This is a genomic window from Streptomyces sp. NPDC001406 (assembly GCF_042895285.1).
Classification (GTDB): Bacteria; Actinomycetota; Actinomycetes; order Streptomycetales; family Streptomycetaceae; genus Streptomyces.
Genome location: NZ_JBIAWG010000014.1, coordinates 1 through 15,820 on the forward strand (window position 1 = coordinate 1; position 15,820 = coordinate 15,820).

The 15,820-nt window shown below is 69.1% G+C and carries 24 protein-coding genes; 6 read left to right on the plus strand and 18 right to left on the minus strand.

Features of this window, described 5'->3' with window-relative positions; translation table 11 throughout:
• Window positions 1-115: 115 nt before the first annotated feature.
• Entirely contained in the window at window positions 116-1,894 is a 1,779-nt protein-coding gene (locus tag ACFY1J_RS30935; RefSeq protein WP_390732353.1) for a terminase large subunit, read from the minus strand.
• A 103-nt stretch (window positions 1,895-1,997) separates the two neighbouring features.
• Here ACFY1J_RS30935 and ACFY1J_RS30940 point away from each other — a divergent pair, with 103 nt between their 5' ends.
• On the plus strand, window positions 1,998-2,306 hold the full coding sequence (locus tag ACFY1J_RS30940) for a hypothetical protein (protein ID WP_390732354.1): 309 nt from the start codon (window positions 1,998-2,000) through the stop codon (window positions 2,304-2,306).
• Here the strand turns inward: ACFY1J_RS30940 and ACFY1J_RS30945 are convergent.
• The 4 genes from ACFY1J_RS30945 to ACFY1J_RS30960 form a co-directional block, all read right to left on the minus strand.
• Window positions 2,303-2,791 carry a phage terminase small subunit P27 family gene (locus tag ACFY1J_RS30945; RefSeq protein ID WP_390732355.1) on the minus strand — a complete coding sequence of 163 codons (489 nt, stop codon included), beginning with the start codon at window positions 2,789-2,791 and terminating at the stop codon, window positions 2,303-2,305. The two genes, ACFY1J_RS30940 and ACFY1J_RS30945, sit on opposite strands and share 4 nt — an antisense overlap.
• A gap of 112 nt (window positions 2,792-2,903) precedes the next feature.
• A complete protein-coding gene (locus ACFY1J_RS30950; RefSeq protein ID WP_390732356.1) occupies window positions 2,904-3,272 on the minus strand; it encodes a holin in 369 nt (122 codons plus the stop codon).
• A 4-nt stretch (window positions 3,273-3,276) separates the two neighbouring features.
• Window positions 3,277-3,510: a hypothetical protein gene (locus ACFY1J_RS30955; RefSeq protein ID WP_390732357.1), complete on the minus strand. Its 234-nt coding sequence runs from the start codon at window positions 3,508-3,510 to the stop codon at window positions 3,277-3,279.
• Window positions 3,511-3,513: 3 nt separating this feature from the next.
• Complete coding sequence (locus ACFY1J_RS30960; protein ID WP_390732358.1) at window positions 3,514-3,843, minus strand: hypothetical protein; 330 nt, start codon at window positions 3,841-3,843, stop codon at window positions 3,514-3,516.
• 353 nt (window positions 3,844-4,196) lie between these two features.
• On the opposite strand from ACFY1J_RS30960, the gene ACFY1J_RS30965 reads away from it, so the two are divergent.
• Window positions 4,197-5,105, plus strand: coding sequence for a hypothetical protein (locus ACFY1J_RS30965; RefSeq protein WP_390732359.1), 909 nt, complete (start codon window positions 4,197-4,199; stop codon window positions 5,103-5,105).
• 29 nt (window positions 5,106-5,134) lie between these two features.
• On the opposite strand, the gene ACFY1J_RS30970 is transcribed toward ACFY1J_RS30965, so the two are convergent.
• The 4 genes from ACFY1J_RS30970 to ACFY1J_RS30985 all read right to left on the minus strand — a co-directional run bounded on the left by ACFY1J_RS30970 (window position 5,135) and on the right by ACFY1J_RS30985 (window position 6,963).
• Window positions 5,135-5,356 (minus strand): hypothetical protein, encoded by a 222-nt coding sequence (locus ACFY1J_RS30970; protein WP_390732360.1) that lies wholly within the window; start codon window positions 5,354-5,356, stop codon window positions 5,135-5,137.
• Window positions 5,357-5,383: 27 nt separating this feature from the next.
• Entirely contained in the window at window positions 5,384-5,944 is a 561-nt protein-coding gene (locus ACFY1J_RS30975; protein WP_390732361.1) for a hypothetical protein, read from the minus strand.
• Between the two features lie 326 nt (window positions 5,945-6,270).
• Window positions 6,271-6,474: a hypothetical protein gene (locus ACFY1J_RS30980; protein ID WP_390732362.1), complete on the minus strand. Its 204-nt coding sequence runs from the start codon at window positions 6,472-6,474 to the stop codon at window positions 6,271-6,273.
• Window positions 6,475-6,690: 216 nt separating this feature from the next.
• Window positions 6,691-6,963 (minus strand): hypothetical protein, encoded by a 273-nt coding sequence (locus ACFY1J_RS30985; protein ID WP_390732363.1) that lies wholly within the window; start codon window positions 6,961-6,963, stop codon window positions 6,691-6,693.
• A gap of 395 nt (window positions 6,964-7,358) precedes the next feature.
• On the opposite strand from ACFY1J_RS30985, the gene ACFY1J_RS30990 reads away from it, so the two are divergent.
• From ACFY1J_RS30990 to ACFY1J_RS31000, 3 genes are all read left to right on the plus strand, one after another.
• Entirely contained in the window at window positions 7,359-7,712 is a 354-nt protein-coding gene (locus ACFY1J_RS30990) for a hypothetical protein (protein ID WP_390732364.1), read from the plus strand.
• A gap of 76 nt (window positions 7,713-7,788) precedes the next feature.
• On the plus strand, window positions 7,789-8,226 hold the full coding sequence (locus ACFY1J_RS30995) for a hypothetical protein (RefSeq protein WP_390732365.1): 438 nt from the start codon (window positions 7,789-7,791) through the stop codon (window positions 8,224-8,226).
• Window positions 8,227-8,578: 352 nt separating this feature from the next.
• On the plus strand, window positions 8,579-9,490 hold the full coding sequence (locus ACFY1J_RS31000; RefSeq protein WP_390732366.1) for a hypothetical protein: 912 nt from the start codon (window positions 8,579-8,581) through the stop codon (window positions 9,488-9,490).
• Window positions 9,491-9,847: 357 nt separating this feature from the next.
• Here the strand turns inward: ACFY1J_RS31000 and ACFY1J_RS31005 are convergent, their stop codons facing one another.
• From ACFY1J_RS31005 to ACFY1J_RS31030, 6 genes are all read right to left on the minus strand, one after another.
• Entirely contained in the window at window positions 9,848-10,081 is a 234-nt protein-coding gene (locus ACFY1J_RS31005; protein WP_390732367.1) for a hypothetical protein, read from the minus strand.
• Window positions 10,082-10,113: 32 nt separating this feature from the next.
• Window positions 10,114-10,356 (minus strand): hypothetical protein, encoded by a 243-nt coding sequence (locus tag ACFY1J_RS31010; RefSeq protein WP_390732368.1) that lies wholly within the window; start codon window positions 10,354-10,356, stop codon window positions 10,114-10,116.
• A gap of 132 nt (window positions 10,357-10,488) precedes the next feature.
• On the minus strand, window positions 10,489-12,597 hold the full coding sequence (locus tag ACFY1J_RS31015) for a cell division protein FtsK (RefSeq protein ID WP_390732369.1): 2,109 nt from the start codon (window positions 12,595-12,597) through the stop codon (window positions 10,489-10,491).
• Between the two features lie 25 nt (window positions 12,598-12,622).
• Window positions 12,623-12,856 carry a hypothetical protein gene (locus ACFY1J_RS31020; protein WP_390732370.1) on the minus strand — a complete coding sequence of 78 codons (234 nt, stop codon included), beginning with the start codon at window positions 12,854-12,856 and terminating at the stop codon, window positions 12,623-12,625.
• Window positions 12,856-13,752 (minus strand): hypothetical protein, encoded by an 897-nt coding sequence (locus tag ACFY1J_RS31025; protein WP_390732371.1) that lies wholly within the window; start codon window positions 13,750-13,752, stop codon window positions 12,856-12,858. The genes ACFY1J_RS31020 and ACFY1J_RS31025 overlap by 1 nt, the downstream gene beginning before the upstream one ends.
• Window positions 13,749-13,958 (minus strand): hypothetical protein, encoded by a 210-nt coding sequence (locus ACFY1J_RS31030; RefSeq protein WP_390732372.1) that lies wholly within the window; start codon window positions 13,956-13,958, stop codon window positions 13,749-13,751. The genes ACFY1J_RS31025 and ACFY1J_RS31030 overlap by 4 nt, the downstream gene beginning before the upstream one ends.
• Before the next feature lie 294 nt (window positions 13,959-14,252).
• Here ACFY1J_RS31030 and ACFY1J_RS31035 point away from each other — a divergent pair, with 294 nt between their 5' ends.
• Entirely contained in the window at window positions 14,253-14,495 is a 243-nt protein-coding gene (locus ACFY1J_RS31035) for a helix-turn-helix domain-containing protein (RefSeq protein WP_390732373.1), read from the plus strand.
• A 12-nt stretch (window positions 14,496-14,507) separates the two neighbouring features.
• Here ACFY1J_RS31035 and ACFY1J_RS31040 read toward each other — a convergent pair whose 3' ends face one another.
• From ACFY1J_RS31040 to ACFY1J_RS31050, 3 genes are read right to left on the minus strand one after another with little or no spacing between them, the layout of a single operon-like run.
• Window positions 14,508-14,762 carry a hypothetical protein gene (locus tag ACFY1J_RS31040; protein WP_390732374.1) on the minus strand — a complete coding sequence of 85 codons (255 nt, stop codon included), beginning with the start codon at window positions 14,760-14,762 and terminating at the stop codon, window positions 14,508-14,510.
• Window positions 14,762-15,052, minus strand: coding sequence for a hypothetical protein (locus tag ACFY1J_RS31045; protein WP_390732375.1), 291 nt, complete (start codon window positions 15,050-15,052; stop codon window positions 14,762-14,764). Before ACFY1J_RS31045 ends, ACFY1J_RS31040 begins: the two co-directional genes overlap by 1 nt.
• On the minus strand, window positions 15,049-15,633 hold the full coding sequence (locus tag ACFY1J_RS31050; protein ID WP_390732376.1) for a hypothetical protein: 585 nt from the start codon (window positions 15,631-15,633) through the stop codon (window positions 15,049-15,051). Before ACFY1J_RS31050 ends, ACFY1J_RS31045 begins: the two co-directional genes overlap by 4 nt.
• Window positions 15,634-15,820: the final 187 nt, after the last annotated feature.

The window sequence follows — 15,820 nt, forward strand, 5'->3', positions numbered from 1 at the left end:
CCGTCCGCTGCCTGCCCCTACCCCAGGGCGATCATGCCCCGCACACGAAGAAGCCCCTGCTCATCGAACAGGGACTCCCTTTGCCACAACGCACTGAGGTTCTCTGGGATGAGGTTCAGAAGATGTCGGCGACGGCGCCGCCCTCGTCGACGGCGAGCGATCCGTCGATCGCGAAGCACAGAGCCGGCATGCCGTCGATGCGCTTGCCGGACTTCTTGCGGTCGGGCTTGACCGGGCGGACGCGGTCGGGGTCGTCGGCGGGGTGCTTGGCTTCGAGGTTGTCGGCCATCCACCGGGCGACCGGATTCGCGTAGTGCTTCAGCTCGCCCGCCTTGAGCATCCGCATCAGCTCGGTCATCGGCTGCGTCATGCGGTCGTACGTCGTCCCGGACTCGATCATGTCCAGGCCGGTGCGGTCCTCGACCGCCTGCCGCGTGTTCTCACCGCACCACCGGTCGTAGGTGACGTCGACGATGACGAAGTCGCCGTTGTCCTCGTCGATCTCGCCGTACACCGTCTCGTAGTCGATGACGTTGCCGTCGGTGGCCGTCACCCAGCCGTCCGCCACCCACTGCGTGAACCGTCCGTTGGTGTGCTCGTCGAGCACGGGCACCACGGACTCCGGCACCCAGAACCGCCACAGCACGCTGCCGTCGGCGAACAGCAGGCACCAGGCCGTCATGTCGAACTTCGAGCTGAGGTCGAGCCCGGCCCAGCACTGGCGTCCTTCCAGGCGGACGCGCACCCACTCCGGAGTCGGCGCGATCTCCCCGCAGTTGGCGTCCCACAGGTCCATCGGGATGTACCGGGTGACCTGCTGCACGCGCACGTTGAGCTGGAACTGGAGGAACCCGTTCTCCTTGTGCGGGTCCCCGCGGGCCTCCAGCGCCTGGCGGCGCATCGCGTCGCGGGACTTGAACTGGTCGAGGCCCGGGTTGGGCCACTTCCAGTTCGCCTCGTCCCACGGGTCGAGGGAGACGGGCAGATCCGGGTGGCCGGGGAAGAGGCGGCGCAGCCGGTCCAGCTCGTCCTGGGAGCGGGGCGCCTTGCGGACGTAGGCGAAGATGTGCGGCGCCCGCTTCGGGTCCTCCATGACCCGGTCAGCCTCGTCGATCAGGTCGGCGCCGAACGACGCGGAGTCGTTGGTCTCCGTGGTGATCGCAAACAGCAGCTCCTGAAGCCGCGCACCCACCGCAGTGGTCAGCGCCTGCCACAGCGAGCCGTCCTTCTGGGACAGCACCTCGTCCAGGCAGAACCCGTGCGGGTTGTGGCCGAGCTCGCCCTCCGCATCCGCCGTGATGATCTCGTAGTAGGAGGCGGTCTTCTCGTCGATCAGCCGCCGCGCGTTCCGGTTGTGCTTCAGCCGCTTCGTCAGCAGAGGCTGAAGCTGCATCATGCGCAGCGCGGGCTCGAAGACCTTCCCGGCCTGCTTGGTGTCGGCAGCGGCGCCGTATACCTCGGCGGACTCCTCGTCATCCCCCACCAGCAGGTAAAGCAGCAGCCCCGCGGCCAGCTCGGACTTGCCGTTCTTGCGGGCGACGACGATGTACGCGATCCGGTAACGGCGGACGTAACAGCCGTACTCCGCCGACCAGAGGACCTCCCCGAAGAGAGGTCGGACGATCTCGTGCTCCTGCCAGTCCTTTAGCACGAACGGCTTCCGCTTGTGCGGGCCCTTCGTGTGCACCAGCAGCTCGGCGAAGAACCGAACCACCCGGTCCGCGCGCGGCTCGCAGTAGTGGGCAGCCCTCTTGGTGCACGTGACGCCGCGGAAGGTGTAGCCGCAGACCTCGCCCCGCCGGTCGTGCGGCCGCCACCGCGCGTCGTGGTCCACCGTCCAGGTGCGAGGCCGGCGCGAGGCCGTCTGCCCACCGCTGCGGCGCCTGGGCGGCATGCGATCTCCCAGGGAAACGTGTGGCACTTGGGCCAGGCATGTCAGTGGCACCGCCTACGCTGTGCCCCCAGCCCAGCCCAAGAGAGAGCAGGAGACGCCAGTAGTGGACGATCACTATCCGTACGACGCCCACCGCAAGGTCGAGGCGCTGATTCAGACGCTCGAAGCTCTCACCAAGCGCGACCCAGAGCAGGAAGTCCAGGGCATCGCCTTGCCCGTTCTGGATGCCGTGATCGAATCCGTACGCGCCGCGCTTCCCAACGATCCCGTGGTCGACGCCGTGCGGGGCATCGTGTCGGCGGATCAGATCGCCTTGGGCGAACCGGTGCGCGCGGCGGACGCCCTGCTTGTGGCGCGCCAGCTCGATGCGGCCATCGGGCCGGAGCCGCAATTCCTCGGTGGCTTCGCCTAGCCAGTCAGGAGGTCGTACTTCGGATCCTGCGCGTCGCCTCCGATACTCAGCGACGCGCGGTCCGATGGCGTCAGCCCGAACCGGGCACCGTATCGGCTGAGGATCTCGGCGTAGTCCTTCAGCGCCGTCAGCGCCGGGTTCTTCACCACGCCCCGTGCGCCCGCCACCGTCAGCCCGGACCGCGCCACCTCCAGCGCGGCCCGCCGGTGCCCGACCACGGCATCGCAGAACACGGCGAACGCCTCCACGTCCCACGCGGTCAACACCCGCTTGCGGATCAGGTCCGGGGCCAGACGACGCCACACGCCCAGCGCCGACCCCGTGCCCGGCTCCGCCTCGGCCTCCAGCTCCGCCAGCCAGGCCGGCGGCTGGATGTCCCCCTCGTCGGGCACTGGCTCCGCGGCGTTGATCCGGTCCGAGCGGTCCCCGTGCAACACCTTCAGCGCCGTCGGCTTGCTCGGGCGACCCTGCCCACCACGACCCATGATCACCACCCCCGGTACAGATTCGGATCTTTCGTCAGTGAGGGCTCCGCATCACCCCGGCGCTCCGTACAAGATCAGCTGAGATCGGCGACCCCGTCCCCCCTCCCAGTGATCACCGCCGGTTCCATCCGCCTGGCTGGCGGTGGGCGGTGGACTGGTCGTGGCATGTCTTGCACAGGCCGCGGCCGTGCTGGGGGTCGTTGGGGTCGAACCCTTGGGCGATGAGCTGCTTGCGGGAGCGCGGGTAGTGGTCGGCCACGGTGCTGGGCTCCGTACCGCAGAGGACGCACACCGGGTCGCGGGCGAGGACGGGCTTGCGGAACAGCTCGCGGTGCTCCCATCCGTAGCCCTGCTGTGTGGAGCTGCCGCGTGCCCGCTCGGCTGCCGCCTTGCGGCGGCGTGCGCACTGCGGGGAGCAGCTGCCGTCTGCCTGGCGGATGCGTCGGCAGCGTGGGCAGCGGGAGCGTGCGCGGGTGGGCACGGGGTCACCAGGTGTCGGGAGTCTTGCGTTCGGGCAGCGGGCCGTAGGTGACGCAGGTGATCCCGAACGACAGGTCGGTGATGCGGTCAGGTCCGGCGCGGCGGTGCGCGTGGATCTCGATCTCGCCGACGGGCTGCCCGTTGCGGTAAATGATCTGTTTGCGGTGCGGCACCTGGGTGCCGTCGCCGTACGTCTCGGTATCGTCCTCGGCCGGGCCGAAGGTCCACATGTCGGTCATGGATCAGGGCTCGAAGACGATGAACTTGATGTCGGTCGTCGCCCCGTCGATCGGCATCTGCGTGCCGTACAGCGCGGTGGGGAAGCTGCCGAACGTACGCGTCGCCGTGGCGGGGATCGACACCACGGTGTCCGCGACGGCCTTCCCGCCCACGGTGATCGGGGTGACGAAGGTGACGTTCTGCGCCAGCGTGGCGTGCGCGTTCCGCACGCGGATCACGGTCTTGCCCGTGTTCGCAACCTGGTTGCCATTGACGGTGTCGGCGGTGGTCTCCACGGGGTCGGCCACACCGGCGTCGGACAGCTGGGTCACGGGGATCTGCGTGCGCGGCATGGCGGTGGTCCCTTCGAGAGCCCGGACATGCGAAAGCCCGGCTCACTGGCCGGGCTTCGGAGGCACTACGTGCACCATGACACAGAATGCACACGCGCCCCACCACTGGTCAACTACGGCACCGGTGGCCGCGTAACGCTTTTGGGAGACAAGAGACGAGATCTCCTGCCCCGTCGACAACCGGGCGTCGCGCCGGTACCGTCCGCGCTGTGCGGCGAGTCATCTTCGTGTCATTGTTCGTCGTTCTCAGCACGGCTGCCTGTGGCGCGAAACCCACTGCCGTTCCAGAACGAAGCCGAGAGCCATCGGCACCGGCCGGGGTGGCTGGCTATCTCTCCACAGCCTCCTCTTGGGTGGCCTTCCTCCAGTGGAAAGCGGACGCCTCTGGTGAACTGGAGGGCACCATCGACCGGGCGATGGCATCCGGCAGCCCGCCGGACGCGACCGTCGAGACGAACACCGGTTCGTTCACAGGACGGATCGACGGCCGCTCGGTGACCCTTCAGATCGACTTCCACACCGACTACGGCAACCTGTCCGGCGGCACCCTCACGCTGAACGTGCGCCAGACCGACGGGAGCATACGCGCCGTCACCTACCACCGGGCTTCGCCGAGCGACTACAACCAGGCGCTCGCCGCGCTGAGGAATACGGTCACACGCGCCAACGGCCGCGCGCAGCAAGACCAGCAGATCAAACAGGAGATCCAGGCCCTCACGGACGACTACGCAACGGTCGGGAAGTACAAGGGCTCGCTCAAGGACGACCTGTCCACGCTGGCGTCCGACGTGTCCACGGCCGGCGACGACCTCAAGACCACCCACGACGACGAGAAGGCGGTCATCGCGGAGTCGTCCACGAGCGATGCGTCGGAGGTGTGTGTCGACGCTGACGGTGTCGCCGTGGACGCCGACGGTGTGAGTGTCGATGCCGACGGCGCGAGCACCGACCTGGTCACGATTACCGATGATCTGTCGGCGCTGCGGAAGACGGTCTCAAGCCTCCGGTCCAGCCTTCAGGCCGTCCAGAAGGACGTGCCCGACTACAGCGGCGGCAACGGGAGGCCGAGCCCTGCTGACGTCGAGAAGGCCATTACGGGGGCCAAGTCCTTCATCACTGATCTGGTCAAGCAGGTCAACGGCGATATCGACCAGATCAACGCCAACGTCGCCAGCGCCTATGGCTACGCAGCCTCCGCAAGCAAGGCTGGCAGCTGCGGATCCGCTTCCTCCGCGCCCGCCCCGATCGAGCACATCAAGTGAGAAGGACCCCTGACGGTCGCGGATCCTGATCAGGCTGCGGGTCTGCCGCTGCGCACGGCCTCACCGATATCGCACAGATCCCACAGTGCCAAGGCTTGGCCGCGTGCAGGGTTCGGCTGCCAGGCGGCGGGCCTGATGCCGCGCCGACGGGCCCACTCGCGGAACTGACCAGTCGTCTTCATGCCGAGCGAGTAGGCGGCCATGGCCGTGTCGACGAGCGGGCGTCCGTCACGCCCCAACGGTGTCCTCACGCCGCAAGTGTGCCCGGTGGCCTTCCATTACCTGACCGCGCCTGTGAAGATCGCCGCCTCGGACTCGAAGTCGGGTGCCACCTCGATCTGCACGTGGGACTCGTTCTTCGGCAGCGCGCAGCCCCACGGGACGGTCACAGTGCGGCCGGCTAGGAGCCTCGTCGACGGTGACCCGTCCAGCCCCTCATCGAAGATCGCTTCCCCTTCTTTGCCGTCGCCGCCGTACGAGCAGTTGACCGTGAGCCCGGTCACGTCGACGATCTTGTCCGAGCCGTTGACGACGCGGACGGTGAACTTCACGTACGGCGTGTTCTCCGGGGCCGCGTAGTCGCTGGAGACGGCGCGAGAGAACTTCTCCAGACTGACCTTGACGTCGTTCTCGTAGATGACAGTGTCGGTGAGTTTGTACGGCTGGTCAGAGGCTTCGTCGGTTGCCTCTTCGGTTGGCGTCTCTTCGACGGACGGGGTAACGGTGACATCGGGGGTGCTGGCGCTTTCCCGGCTGCCGGCGGTGGTGTCGTTGGCGGAGCAGGCGGCGAGAACGGCGGCGAGGATGGCGGCAGCTGGCAGCGCGGCTCTGGTGCGCATCGTTCCTCCCTGGACGACGCTGTCCTGGTGGCCCGTCAGTGTGGGGGCCTACCACCGGTATGGCGAGGGCATGTGCATGGTTCGTGGCCGATTCGTGACGGAGGCAAGTGCCGTGCTGCACAAGTGTGTTGGCCTCGCAACCATCGGCCGTCCCCGGTGACACTCCCGCCCCATGGTGCGCTGAAGAGAGTGACCCGATCATGAGGGTCAAGGCGCCTGCACTCCGGGGGGAGTCATGCGGGCGGCGACGTGCAGGGGCAGGCTCGTTCCCCCCGTGACGGGTCTGCCCCTGCTCGCGCGAAGCAGCCCGGGCACCCACCGCCCTATCACTGCCAGGGGCGATCTGGCCACATACGGGCCTCATCAGGCTTCGGAGTCCTGGGGCCGCGCCAGACGAGCGAGGCGAACCATAGGAGCAGTACGGCGATGACGCCGGAGCCGATGCGGCCTCCGATCCCGCCGGACAGAAACGTGCCGCAGGCGGCACCCACTCCCGCAAGCGTGATCCAGAAGGCGACGAGCTTTCTCATGCGCGGAGGGTAGGGCCCGTGCGTCGTTTCGGGAAGGCTTTCCCACGAGGCAGACGGACATAGGTCGGCCCGGGCGCCCAGCCGTGGTGTGGCGCCCGGGCCTTCACCGTGTTCGGGATACACAGGCGCGGATGCGGCATGACGTCTTCATGCCCAGCGAGTAAGCGGCCTGAGCCGTCGTCACGAGGAGCAGACCGTCACGGCCGAGCGCTGCGATCACACCGTAGTCGTACCCGGTTCGACCGGGGTGCGGACCTCCGACATGGCTTTCTTCACGATGACCTTGGACAGGTAGCCGGAGCCAAACGCGATGTTCATCACGACGTACCAGAATCTCTCCGCGCTGGTCATGGCAACGAGGCCGTATTCGCTCAGGGCTTTCTTGACGGGGATCTTGGCGAAGTATGAGGCGCCCAGGCAGATGCATCCGAGCACGTACCAGAAGCCTTCAGCGGCGGTGGTCTCGCCATGTCCGAGAGACTGTGCCATTTCATGACCTTTCGCGATGCGAGCGAGCGTCGAACGCGGGGGGTGGCGAGGACGACCGCCGATCATTGTGGAGGCGGAGTGAACGCCCGGCTAGGGGGCGCGCACCTTCGTGTCCGTCTCGTGACGCTGGCAAGTGCGGCTCTACGCATAGGTGTTGGTTTCGCAACCATGCGCAAACCCCGGTGACACTCGAGACTCACGACACGCTGGAGCAAGTGACCCCACCCGACGGGGTCGAGGCGCCTGCACTCCGGGGGGAGTCATGCGGGCGGCGACGTGCAGGGTCAGGCCCGTTCGCCCCCGTGACGGGCCTGCCCCTGTTCGCGTCACCTGTGGACACACCTTCAGCGTGCGCCAAACGCGCGGTACGCTCCGCCCGTCACCAAGGGGGGCACTTGAAGCGGTTGTTCACTGGCGCCGTTCTGGCGTCGATCAGCCTGCTCGCAATGACGGGCTGTTCAGCATCGCAGGAAGAGGTCTACTGGGACGCCTTCGACACTGGGGCCCAGATCGCTGCGGATTACGTGGCGCCGCCGCAGGATCCGCGGTGCAGCGACGGAAGTATCACCGATACGGCCGAGTACCTCAGGGCGTGCAGTGGGTGGGAGACGCCTTCGCAGTCCTCAGTCCGTGAACAGTGCGGCGAGCAGATGCCAGACGACGTTGCCGACAGGGCCACCTGGATGGAGGGCTGCACGGACGGGGCGAACGACTCGCCGAACTATGAGGTCTACGGCAATCACCCGTAGCTCAGCAGCCCAGCAGCCCAGCATTTCGGCGGATTGGTCGTACCTCAGAGCGGCAAGAACGCGTAACTTGCCTGACATGGATAGCACTTGGGCGGATCGTGATCTGCCCGTACTGGACGCGATAGTGAAGTACCTGGACGACGCCGCCGGTGCGAAGGTCCCCGAACTCCGGGATATCGTCGAGTTGACCAACCTGGAAGTCGTCGAAGTCCGCAAGGCGGCTCTCGCTCTCCAGAGCGACGGTCTGATCGATCTGCGGATGTACGCGGGTGGTCCTGAAACCTGGGATGTGCGAGGCGTATCCGGCGAGGCGCGTCGTCTTGTGGGTCAGTGGCCGACCGCCGAGCAGTTCGTAGACCAAGTGGTTCGGGGACTCCAGGCCGCTGCCGACGAGGAGCCCGACCCGGAGCGCCGTGGACGGCTCCGCGAGCTGGCCGGCTCCGCAGGCGGCATGGCGCGGGACGTCTTCGTCGACGTCGCGACGGCGGTCATTTCGAGGCAGATGGGGGTCTGAAACTGCGGGTGGGCCGGGGTTCTACCCCTCCAGGGCGCACGGGTTCGCGCGGTCCACCCGGAAGCAGGCGGTGTACGGCCGCCTGGTACGCCTGCCCCTTGCCAGGGCTCGAAGTCAGCGTACGCCGCTGCGAGGGCGGCCTGCGGGGCGCAGCCTGACAGGCCTGCCCCTCACGGACTTCTCCCGCCGCGCACGCCTCGCCTTATCTTGCTTCTCCGCAGCCCCAACTCGCATCCGCGGCACCCCATGGAGCAGCGACAAGATCCATGCATTCCATGGCAGTTAACCGTTCCTGGACGTCCCGTCCAGAGAAACTTGACGAAGCGTCGTCCACGGGCGCACCCTTGGGGGCATGACGTCCACCGACGCGCCAACTACTCAGGACCGGCTCCCCGGCCCTTCTCGGGTCGATGCGGCCCGTAGTGCCCCTGCTGGCCAGTTCATTGAGCAGGCCCGCCGTCTTGCGCTCCTTGCCGAGGACCTGCTGAAGGTGGCCGTCGTCGCCGAGCGCGCCCGGGGCACCTCGTGGGACGAGATCGGCAAGAGCCTGGGCGATGTCTCCAAGTCGGCTGCCCATGCGCGCTACAGCTCCATGGTCAAGGAGTGGATGGAGTCCCCAGCCCCCGAGGACGTATCGGAGCCGGAGCCCTTCGAGCTGTCCTACGGCGAGTTGAGCGAGAAGTGGGCCGAGGCCGCCCGCATCGTCGACGCCCAGGTCCTAATCGCCGAGCTCCGGGGCGCTGCGGCCAAAGTCTCGAACGTCGGGCGCCTCCCTGTCGGCGATGCCAAGCCCAAGGCAGCCGCGCAAGGACTGCCCTCGCAGGCGACGCGAGGAGAGCACGACCGCATCGACTCCGGAGAGTGCGACTTCACGAACTTCGATGTGGTGGCGTTGATCGCGCGTCTCTCCGGGGCGGACGACACTGAGGCGGGGAGGCTGCTCGCAAACGGCAGCCGACCGGTCAGCCCCTGGCTCTTCCAGACGCGCATGCTCTCCCAGGGCTGCACTCAGCGCTCGCACCTGAATGAGGTGCTCGCGCGCGATCGGCTGCAGGCCGCATGGGAGCGTCTGACCGCTGAACCGGCCGTTGAACACGAGGTGGGCTTCAGGGAGGGTGCGCGGCGCGATGCGATCCATCGCCGCCTGGCCGCTCTCTCCGCGGAGGAGGCGACCAACACCCGGTCCCAGCCCGACCTGGAGCAGCGAGTCGCTCGGCTTGAAGACCTGGTCGCCCAACTGATGCAGCAAACGAGCGCACCGTAGACATCCGCAAAAGACTCCGCCGGTACCCCCGAAGGCTTACCAGGGCAGTGGGGGCCCGGCGGCCAACCCAACCTCTACTTGAAAGGCAGGTCAGTTTCAGTATGCATAACTCCGTCTCTCAGAGCGAGGGGCCGCCACCATGGGGTCTCTTTGGCGTCACTCTCGTGATCGCCTACGCGCTCGGCTGGAGCGTCGACGAGCTTAAGCAGATCATCGGCGCGCTGTCCGTGGCGCTCATGAGCTGGCTCGCCATGCGACGCCGCATCTAGGGGATCGTCCCCTGAGGCCCGGGCGCCGGACTGCGGTTCGGCGCCCGGGCCTCGTGCGTGGCGGGGCCACAGGGGCATGGGGCCGCCGCTACTCCGGTGCGGGGCCAGGTCGGAATGCCTGAGCAATCATCGCGTAGTGGGCCGCGATCTGAAGTTGCCGGTCGCTGCTGATTGCGGCGTCGGTGGTCTCGGCCCTGGCAAGGAAGGCGCGGGAGCGCCGCAGGCAGTAGGCGCGGACCTCTTCGTCGGTAGCGTCCCCGATGTTGAACGCTTCGGGGGGTTCGGTGTATTCGGGCCGGTTCCAAGGCCTGTCCTTCGCCATGGGCTCATCCTCCCTCGGGGCGTGGCCGGGCGTCAGGAGTTCTTGCGCGGTGGACGCGTGCCGGCCTCGTACGTGCGGCGCCAGGCGTTGTGGAGGCGGCGGCCGCGGCGGAGCCGGTAGCGGTCGCCGTGGCAGCGCGGGCATGTCCGGGCGATGCGGAAGTGTTCGGTCTCGCCGGTGCCCGCGCACGTGCGGCAGCGGGTGAACGGCTGAGCCGCGCACAACGCTGCGTAGCCGATCAGCCAGACGACGGGCAGGGCGCAAGCAGTCAGCACCCGGTCTCAACTCCCCTCTCAGGCGGGTTTTCCCGGTCCCCGGGGTCCTCGCCGCTAGACGCTAGGTGCCTGCTTGGGGCCCGGTTGGGGTGCTAGCGGGGGTGCTAGACCTAGCAGGTGCCGGTGCTAGGCCTAGCAGCAGCCCGCGGCTTGTGCGGCGGCCCGGTCAGCGTCACGGCGCGTGATGGCCGCGGCCAGATCGGCGCGCTTGATGCCGCGCCTGGTGGTCTTCTCGCCGTCGTCGGTGGTGCCCCACACGTCGGTGGTGGTGATGCCCCAGGGGCGCAGCGCCGGGGCGACACTGGCCGTGGTCCACTCGCCGTACAGGTCGGGCCAACACTCGGCGAGGCGGGCGGCGATCCGCTCGCACCACAGCTGGTCCTCGTCGGCGTGGAACACCTTGAGCGTGTCGCCGAGGATGTCCATGCCGCGGTGCTCCGCCGGGGCTTCCCCGATGGCGTGGCCGGTGATGTTGCCGTACGCCTCGCGCACCTTCCGGGCCCGGGCGACGACCAACTCGGCGCCGGGTGCGTCGACGAACGCGGAGGAGACGATGCGCGGGTCGTCGCCCTCGCCGGACATCCAGCAGATCCCGAGGTCCGAGCGGGAGAACATGGTGGCGCGGATGCCGGCCTTGTAGGCGCCGGTTCCCAGCACCATGTCGTTGGCCTGGTGGCCCATCACCTTCAGGCAGAACCGCAGGACCGCGTTCGCGCTGATGCCGGGCGGGAGGGACTTGGCGTCGGGGCGCTGGGTGGCGAACATGCCGACGATGCCGAGGGCGGGACCGCGCTTGGTGATGTCGGTGCAGATGGATTCGATTTCGGCGCCGTACTTCTCGTGCTCGAAGAGCTTCTGGCACTCGTCGATGCCGATGGCGATGGGGTGCAGCCCGTACCGCTTGTCGCTGGCCAGCTGCCCGGTTACCTTCGACTCGGGGCAGATCGACCGCGGCAACGACTTGATCACCTTGGCGCGGCGGCGCAGCTCCTCCTTCAACTCCCGCAGCGCGTACAGGATGTACTGGATGTCCTCGTCTTCCTCGCCCGCGCGGTAGCGGTGGCAGACCGGTTCCAGGGCGCCCAGGTCGCCGGTGCCCTTCAGGTCGAACGCGTACAGCTGGGCACGCGGGTCGAGGGCGGCGATGAGCAGCAGCAGGCGCAGCAGGAACGTCTTGCCCATGCGGGGGATGGAGCCGATGACGATCGCGGCGAACATCAGCGTCACGGTGATGGGCCGCATCCGCTGGTCGTTGCCGAACACGACTGGTTTGAACAGGTCGGCCTCGCCGTCCTTCAGCAGCGGCCATGGCGGCTTCGTGGTCTCGTTCATGGGCCGGTCGCCCACCCACAGGATGAGGCGTCCCTCGTGCTCGTCGGGGTCGCCGGACGGCCACACGCAGCCCAGCTTGCGGCGCAGGCCGGAGGCGAGGGCCTGGCGCTCCTCCATCACGTCCTCGGGGACCACGCCGTACGGGAGGTCGAGTTCGGCCCGGTAGCCGGGCCCGTCGCGGCAGATCTCGGAGGTGAAGCGCATGCCGTTCATGTCTGCGCCCTTCTTGACGGCGGCGCAGATCTTCGCGTTGCCGATGGAGTCCAGGGCGCGCAGCACGATCGACCCGGTGAGCTTCTGGACCTCCGTCTTCAGCACCGCGGGCCCGATGACCGGGGCGTCCGGCTGCTGGCCGACGAAGCCGGCGGCGAGCACACTGCCGGCCGCGAACGCGTACAGCCAGGCGGGGGCCATGACGTACAGCCAGAAGGCGAAGCCGAGACCGAACACCGTGGCGACGGCGGTCACGAACAGGCGCAGGCGGACGCGTCCGGCGCGCAGGCGGGCCAGGCGCAGGTATTCCTCGGCGTCCTCGGTGCGCACGGCATGGTCGCGCAGCGGGGCGGCCTCGCGGTCCCACACCCACCGGTTCGTCGAGGTGACGAACCGGCAGGTACCGCGCGGCGCCATCGACGTGAGCTGTGTGGTGTACCAAGGGACGCGCAGCCCGTGGTAGAGCGACGCGTACAGCAGGCGCCCGGTGGCGAGCCGCGTGGTGGCGAGGAAGTCGCGCCGGGTGGTCATCCACGACGCGATGATCGGCCGCCGCCGGTAGTCGGTGATCCCGGGCGCGGGCAGCTTCGGGTTGTCGACGGGCAGCGGCGGGGAGGGCCCATTCTCGGGGACCGGGACGGCGTCCTCGGCGGCCTCGGGTGCGGCGTCGGGCGGGCGGTGGATGGTGTCGGTCATGCGGGGGCTTCCTGGTCGTGGCGGGTCAGCGTCCGCGGCGGATGTCGTTCCAGACCGAGCGCAGAACGAGGACGCAGACGGTCAGGGACACGGCGGAGATGGCGACGGCGACCGAGGCCACAGCGAAGGCCAGCAGGAAGACGGACCCACCGATGCCGATCCCGATCCACTTCGCGGCCCCGCCGGACGGCCGCGGTGCGGGCGGCGGCTGGCGGTGGCAGCAGCAGCCCGCGCTGTGACGGTGTTCGGGCAGACGCATCAGGCGTATCCGCCTTCCATCGTCTGGACCGCCGGGGCCCGGTCGCGCTGCTTCTTGGCGCGGGACAGCACGGTGCGGATGTACGGGTCGTCGACGATCAGGCGCCGCTCGTCGCGGATCCGGTCGGCGATCTCCCGCACCGACGCCTCCGGGCCGAGGGCTGATGCGGCCTCCAGCACCGCCCCGGCGACGTTCACCGCAGGCAGTTGGCTGACCAGCAGCGCATCACCCGTATCAGCACGCTCCAGCGTGACCTCGGCAGGGCCGTGGGCGAGCACCAGGGCGACCTGGACCGTGTCGACAGTGAAGCCGTACATGGCCAGCAGCGTGGCGAGTTCGGCGGGAGGCATATCAGGGTGCGCCGTGTGCGCGAGCCGGATCACCGCGGCGTTGCCTGCCTGCCCGGCACGCTTGATGTGGTCCACCGCCTGGGACTTGACCGTGCGCCCGGCCCTCCTCGGGGCGAGCGTCCACGCCCAGCCGCCCAGCGTCGGCAGCCGGAACGGCTTCTCGCCGAGCTCGGCGCGCTTCGCCGCGCGCGGGCCCGCCCACATCTCGGAGACGGCGAGCAGCGCGACGGTGGGCATGGCGAAGAACAGCGCTGCGGGTGTGCCACCACCGATCAGGTCGGCGTGCGTGATGTTCAGGTACACCGACACGGCAGCGGTCAGGAGCGCAGCAAACCGCGGGCCGACGGCCGAACGCCCGGCTGCCGACGCCTCGGAGGCGAGGTGCAGGCTCGCGTAGGCGGCGCCGTCGAACACGGCCACGGCCGCGCCGGCGATGACCATCGGCGCGTCATAGTGGCGGCCCATCGCGTACAGGGACCATCCGGTCGTGGCGACGGCGGCCGCGGAGACGAGGGTGAGCGCCGCACGCCAGGCTGAGCGGTTCACGCGGGCCTCCACACACGCCGGATGACGAGGACGGCTCCCACGGCGACCGCCAGGAGCACGGGCTGCGACAGCAGTGCCACGGCGCCGGTCAGCAGCAGACCGAGGGCCAGGGAGAGCAGCTGCGCAAGGTACCCGGCGAGCGGCGGCCACAGGCCGACGAGGACAAGCAGGAGGCCGGCGGCGAGCCACGACAGGACGGGGGTCACGGACGCCACCTCCTCGGCTGCACGGGGCAAGCGGCGTGCACGGGGGTACGGGTAGGCGTAGGGGCTCGCCTACGATCTGTGGTCATTGGTCTCGCCCTCTCGGCTTGAAGGTTGGAGGGTGAAAGGCCCCGGCCGGGGCGTGGAGGTTTCGGCCGGGGCCGTTGTGCGTAGGCAGCGTGGGCTGCCTTCCGTCACTGTAGGGGGACCCCCTACAGTCTGGGAAGGGCCCGCCCGGGGAAGGGAACGGGTGTGACGGGGCGTGAGTCAGAGGAGGCGAAGCGGGTGTTGGATGCTATGGCCGCGCTCGAAGAGATCGCCGACCCGGTCGAACGGGCACGAGCGCTGACCCAGGTACTCAAGAGCCTCCCCGACCAGAACAAGCGGCTGAGCCTGCTGCGAGGGAAGCTGGTCGTGGAACTGCTGGCCCAGCCCGGCGCATCCCTTGCGTCCGTCGGGGCCGAGCTGAACATCGACCGGCAGACCGTCCGCCAGATCCGGGATGCCTACCTGAAGAAGCTGGGCGAGGCCGGCGAGTAGGCCGGCTCCCGCTCACCACGCGTCGAGGTCGTCGCTGGAGTGAGGCTCCGGCCAGAAGGCGGCGTCGGGCCACTGGGGCTCGGGGCCGAGCGCGTCGCGCTTGAGGGTGAACAGCGGGCCCGGCCCGTCGGCGGTGGGGTCGGCGGCGTAGCTGGTGATCGGCAGACCCATCAGCGACATGACCGGAGACACGATCTCCTCGCCACAGGCGAACAGAGCGTCGTAGTGCCTCTCCAGCCAGGCGACGGCCGTCATGCGGCGGCCCATTACGGCCTCCAGCGGTGGGCATCGCAGTCGAAGGACACGGCGGCGGGCACCGTGCCCCGGAAGTGGTCGTCGCCCACGCTGTCGGCCTCGGCGTGGGCGGCGGTCCACTCGTCGGCGGCCTGCTCGGCGCCCAGCGCCCGCAGCAGTCCGGCGAGGGCGTCCAGCTCGGCGCAGTTGAGGGCCGGGGCCACGTTTTCGGTGAGGGCGCCGCACCTGGTGTCGGCGAACGCGTGGGCGACCTCGGCCGGGATGCTGACGGCCTCCGGGGCGGCCTGCTTGATGTCCGTCATCGGGGCCGTCCGTCATCCTCGCGCGGCGTGCAGGCGGGCGCTCCCGGGCACGGCCCGAAGCCGTTGTGCTGGGAGCACAGGAGCTGGAACGGGTACGGGCCGCCGCCCTTGAAGGGGTCGATGTAGTTGGCCGCCTCGACCGTCGTGGTCGCTGCGGCGAGGTGGCCGTGCGCCTGCGCCTCCGCAGCCTCCATCCGCAGGTCTTTGGCGGCCTCTCTGACCGCGTGTCCACCGATGCACTGCTGATAGCGCAGGTAGGTGTCCTCGGCGAGGATCCGGCGCAAGTGTTGATCCACCTCGGCGGGCGGGGCGTCGAAGCGCGACGGCAGAGCGACACCCGGGACCGGCTCGCGCTGGGCGGCACGTGCCACCCACGAGACCATGACGGCGAACGTGGACCAGTCCGCGAACTCCGCGAACCAGCGCACGATCCGCTCGTCATAGGCGCCCAACTCGACACCGGCCGCGTGCAAGATGTCCCGCAGGATGGCCCCCTGCTCGTCGCCCGGGCGGAAGCCGACAGGCGCGGCCTCGACAGGGCCAGCGGGGACGCCGAAGGCGCCAGCGGCATTGTGGGCCATTGATCTTCCTTCCTGGTGTGGGGCCCGGCGGCGGGAAGCGAGGCGGGCCGTCCGTGGGACGGGTGGTCGCATGTCCGGCCGCCGGGGACGGTGCGGCTGAGGGTCTGCCGTTTCAGGTCGTCGCTTCGGCGGGTGCCGGGCCCCATTGCTACGGCCGCGCGCGGTGGCTGTGCCGGGCCCTCAGCCG

Excerpts from the sequence above, each read along its gene's own strand:
- ACFY1J_RS30935 (WP_390732353.1), bottom strand. The coding sequence starts at position 1,894 with ATGCCGCCCAGGCGCCGCAGCGGTGGGCAGACGGCCTCGCGCCGGCCT.
- ACFY1J_RS30945 (WP_390732355.1), bottom strand. The coding sequence starts at position 2,791 with ATGGGTCGTGGTGGGCAGGGTCGCCCGAGCAAGCCGACGGCGCTGAAG.
- ACFY1J_RS30955 (WP_390732357.1), bottom strand. The coding sequence starts at position 3,510 with ATGACCGACATGTGGACCTTCGGCCCGGCCGAGGACGATACCGAGACG.
- ACFY1J_RS30960 (WP_390732358.1), bottom strand. The coding sequence starts at position 3,843 with ATGCCGCGCACGCAGATCCCCGTGACCCAGCTGTCCGACGCCGGTGTG.
- ACFY1J_RS30975 (WP_390732361.1), bottom strand. The coding sequence starts at position 5,944 with ATGCGCACCAGAGCCGCGCTGCCAGCTGCCGCCATCCTCGCCGCCGTT.
- ACFY1J_RS30980 (WP_390732362.1), bottom strand. The coding sequence starts at position 6,474 with ATGAGAAAGCTCGTCGCCTTCTGGATCACGCTTGCGGGAGTGGGTGCC.
- ACFY1J_RS30985 (WP_390732363.1), bottom strand. The coding sequence starts at position 6,963 with ATGGCACAGTCTCTCGGACATGGCGAGACCACCGCCGCTGAAGGCTTC.
- ACFY1J_RS30995 (WP_390732365.1), top strand. The coding sequence starts at position 7,789 with ATGGATAGCACTTGGGCGGATCGTGATCTGCCCGTACTGGACGCGATA.
- ACFY1J_RS31000 (WP_390732366.1), top strand. The coding sequence starts at position 8,579 with ATGACGTCCACCGACGCGCCAACTACTCAGGACCGGCTCCCCGGCCCT.
- ACFY1J_RS31005 (WP_390732367.1), bottom strand. The coding sequence starts at position 10,081 with ATGGCGAAGGACAGGCCTTGGAACCGGCCCGAATACACCGAACCCCCC.
- ACFY1J_RS31015 (WP_390732369.1), bottom strand. The coding sequence starts at position 12,597 with ATGACCGACACCATCCACCGCCCGCCCGACGCCGCACCCGAGGCCGCC.
- ACFY1J_RS31020 (WP_390732370.1), bottom strand. The coding sequence starts at position 12,856 with ATGCGTCTGCCCGAACACCGTCACAGCGCGGGCTGCTGCTGCCACCGC.
- ACFY1J_RS31035 (WP_390732373.1), top strand. The coding sequence starts at position 14,253 with ATGGCCGCGCTCGAAGAGATCGCCGACCCGGTCGAACGGGCACGAGCG.
- ACFY1J_RS31040 (WP_390732374.1), bottom strand. The coding sequence starts at position 14,762 with ATGGGCCGCCGCATGACGGCCGTCGCCTGGCTGGAGAGGCACTACGAC.
- ACFY1J_RS31045 (WP_390732375.1), bottom strand. The coding sequence starts at position 15,052 with ATGACGGACATCAAGCAGGCCGCCCCGGAGGCCGTCAGCATCCCGGCC.
- ACFY1J_RS31050 (WP_390732376.1), bottom strand. The coding sequence starts at position 15,633 with ATGGCCCACAATGCCGCTGGCGCCTTCGGCGTCCCCGCTGGCCCTGTC.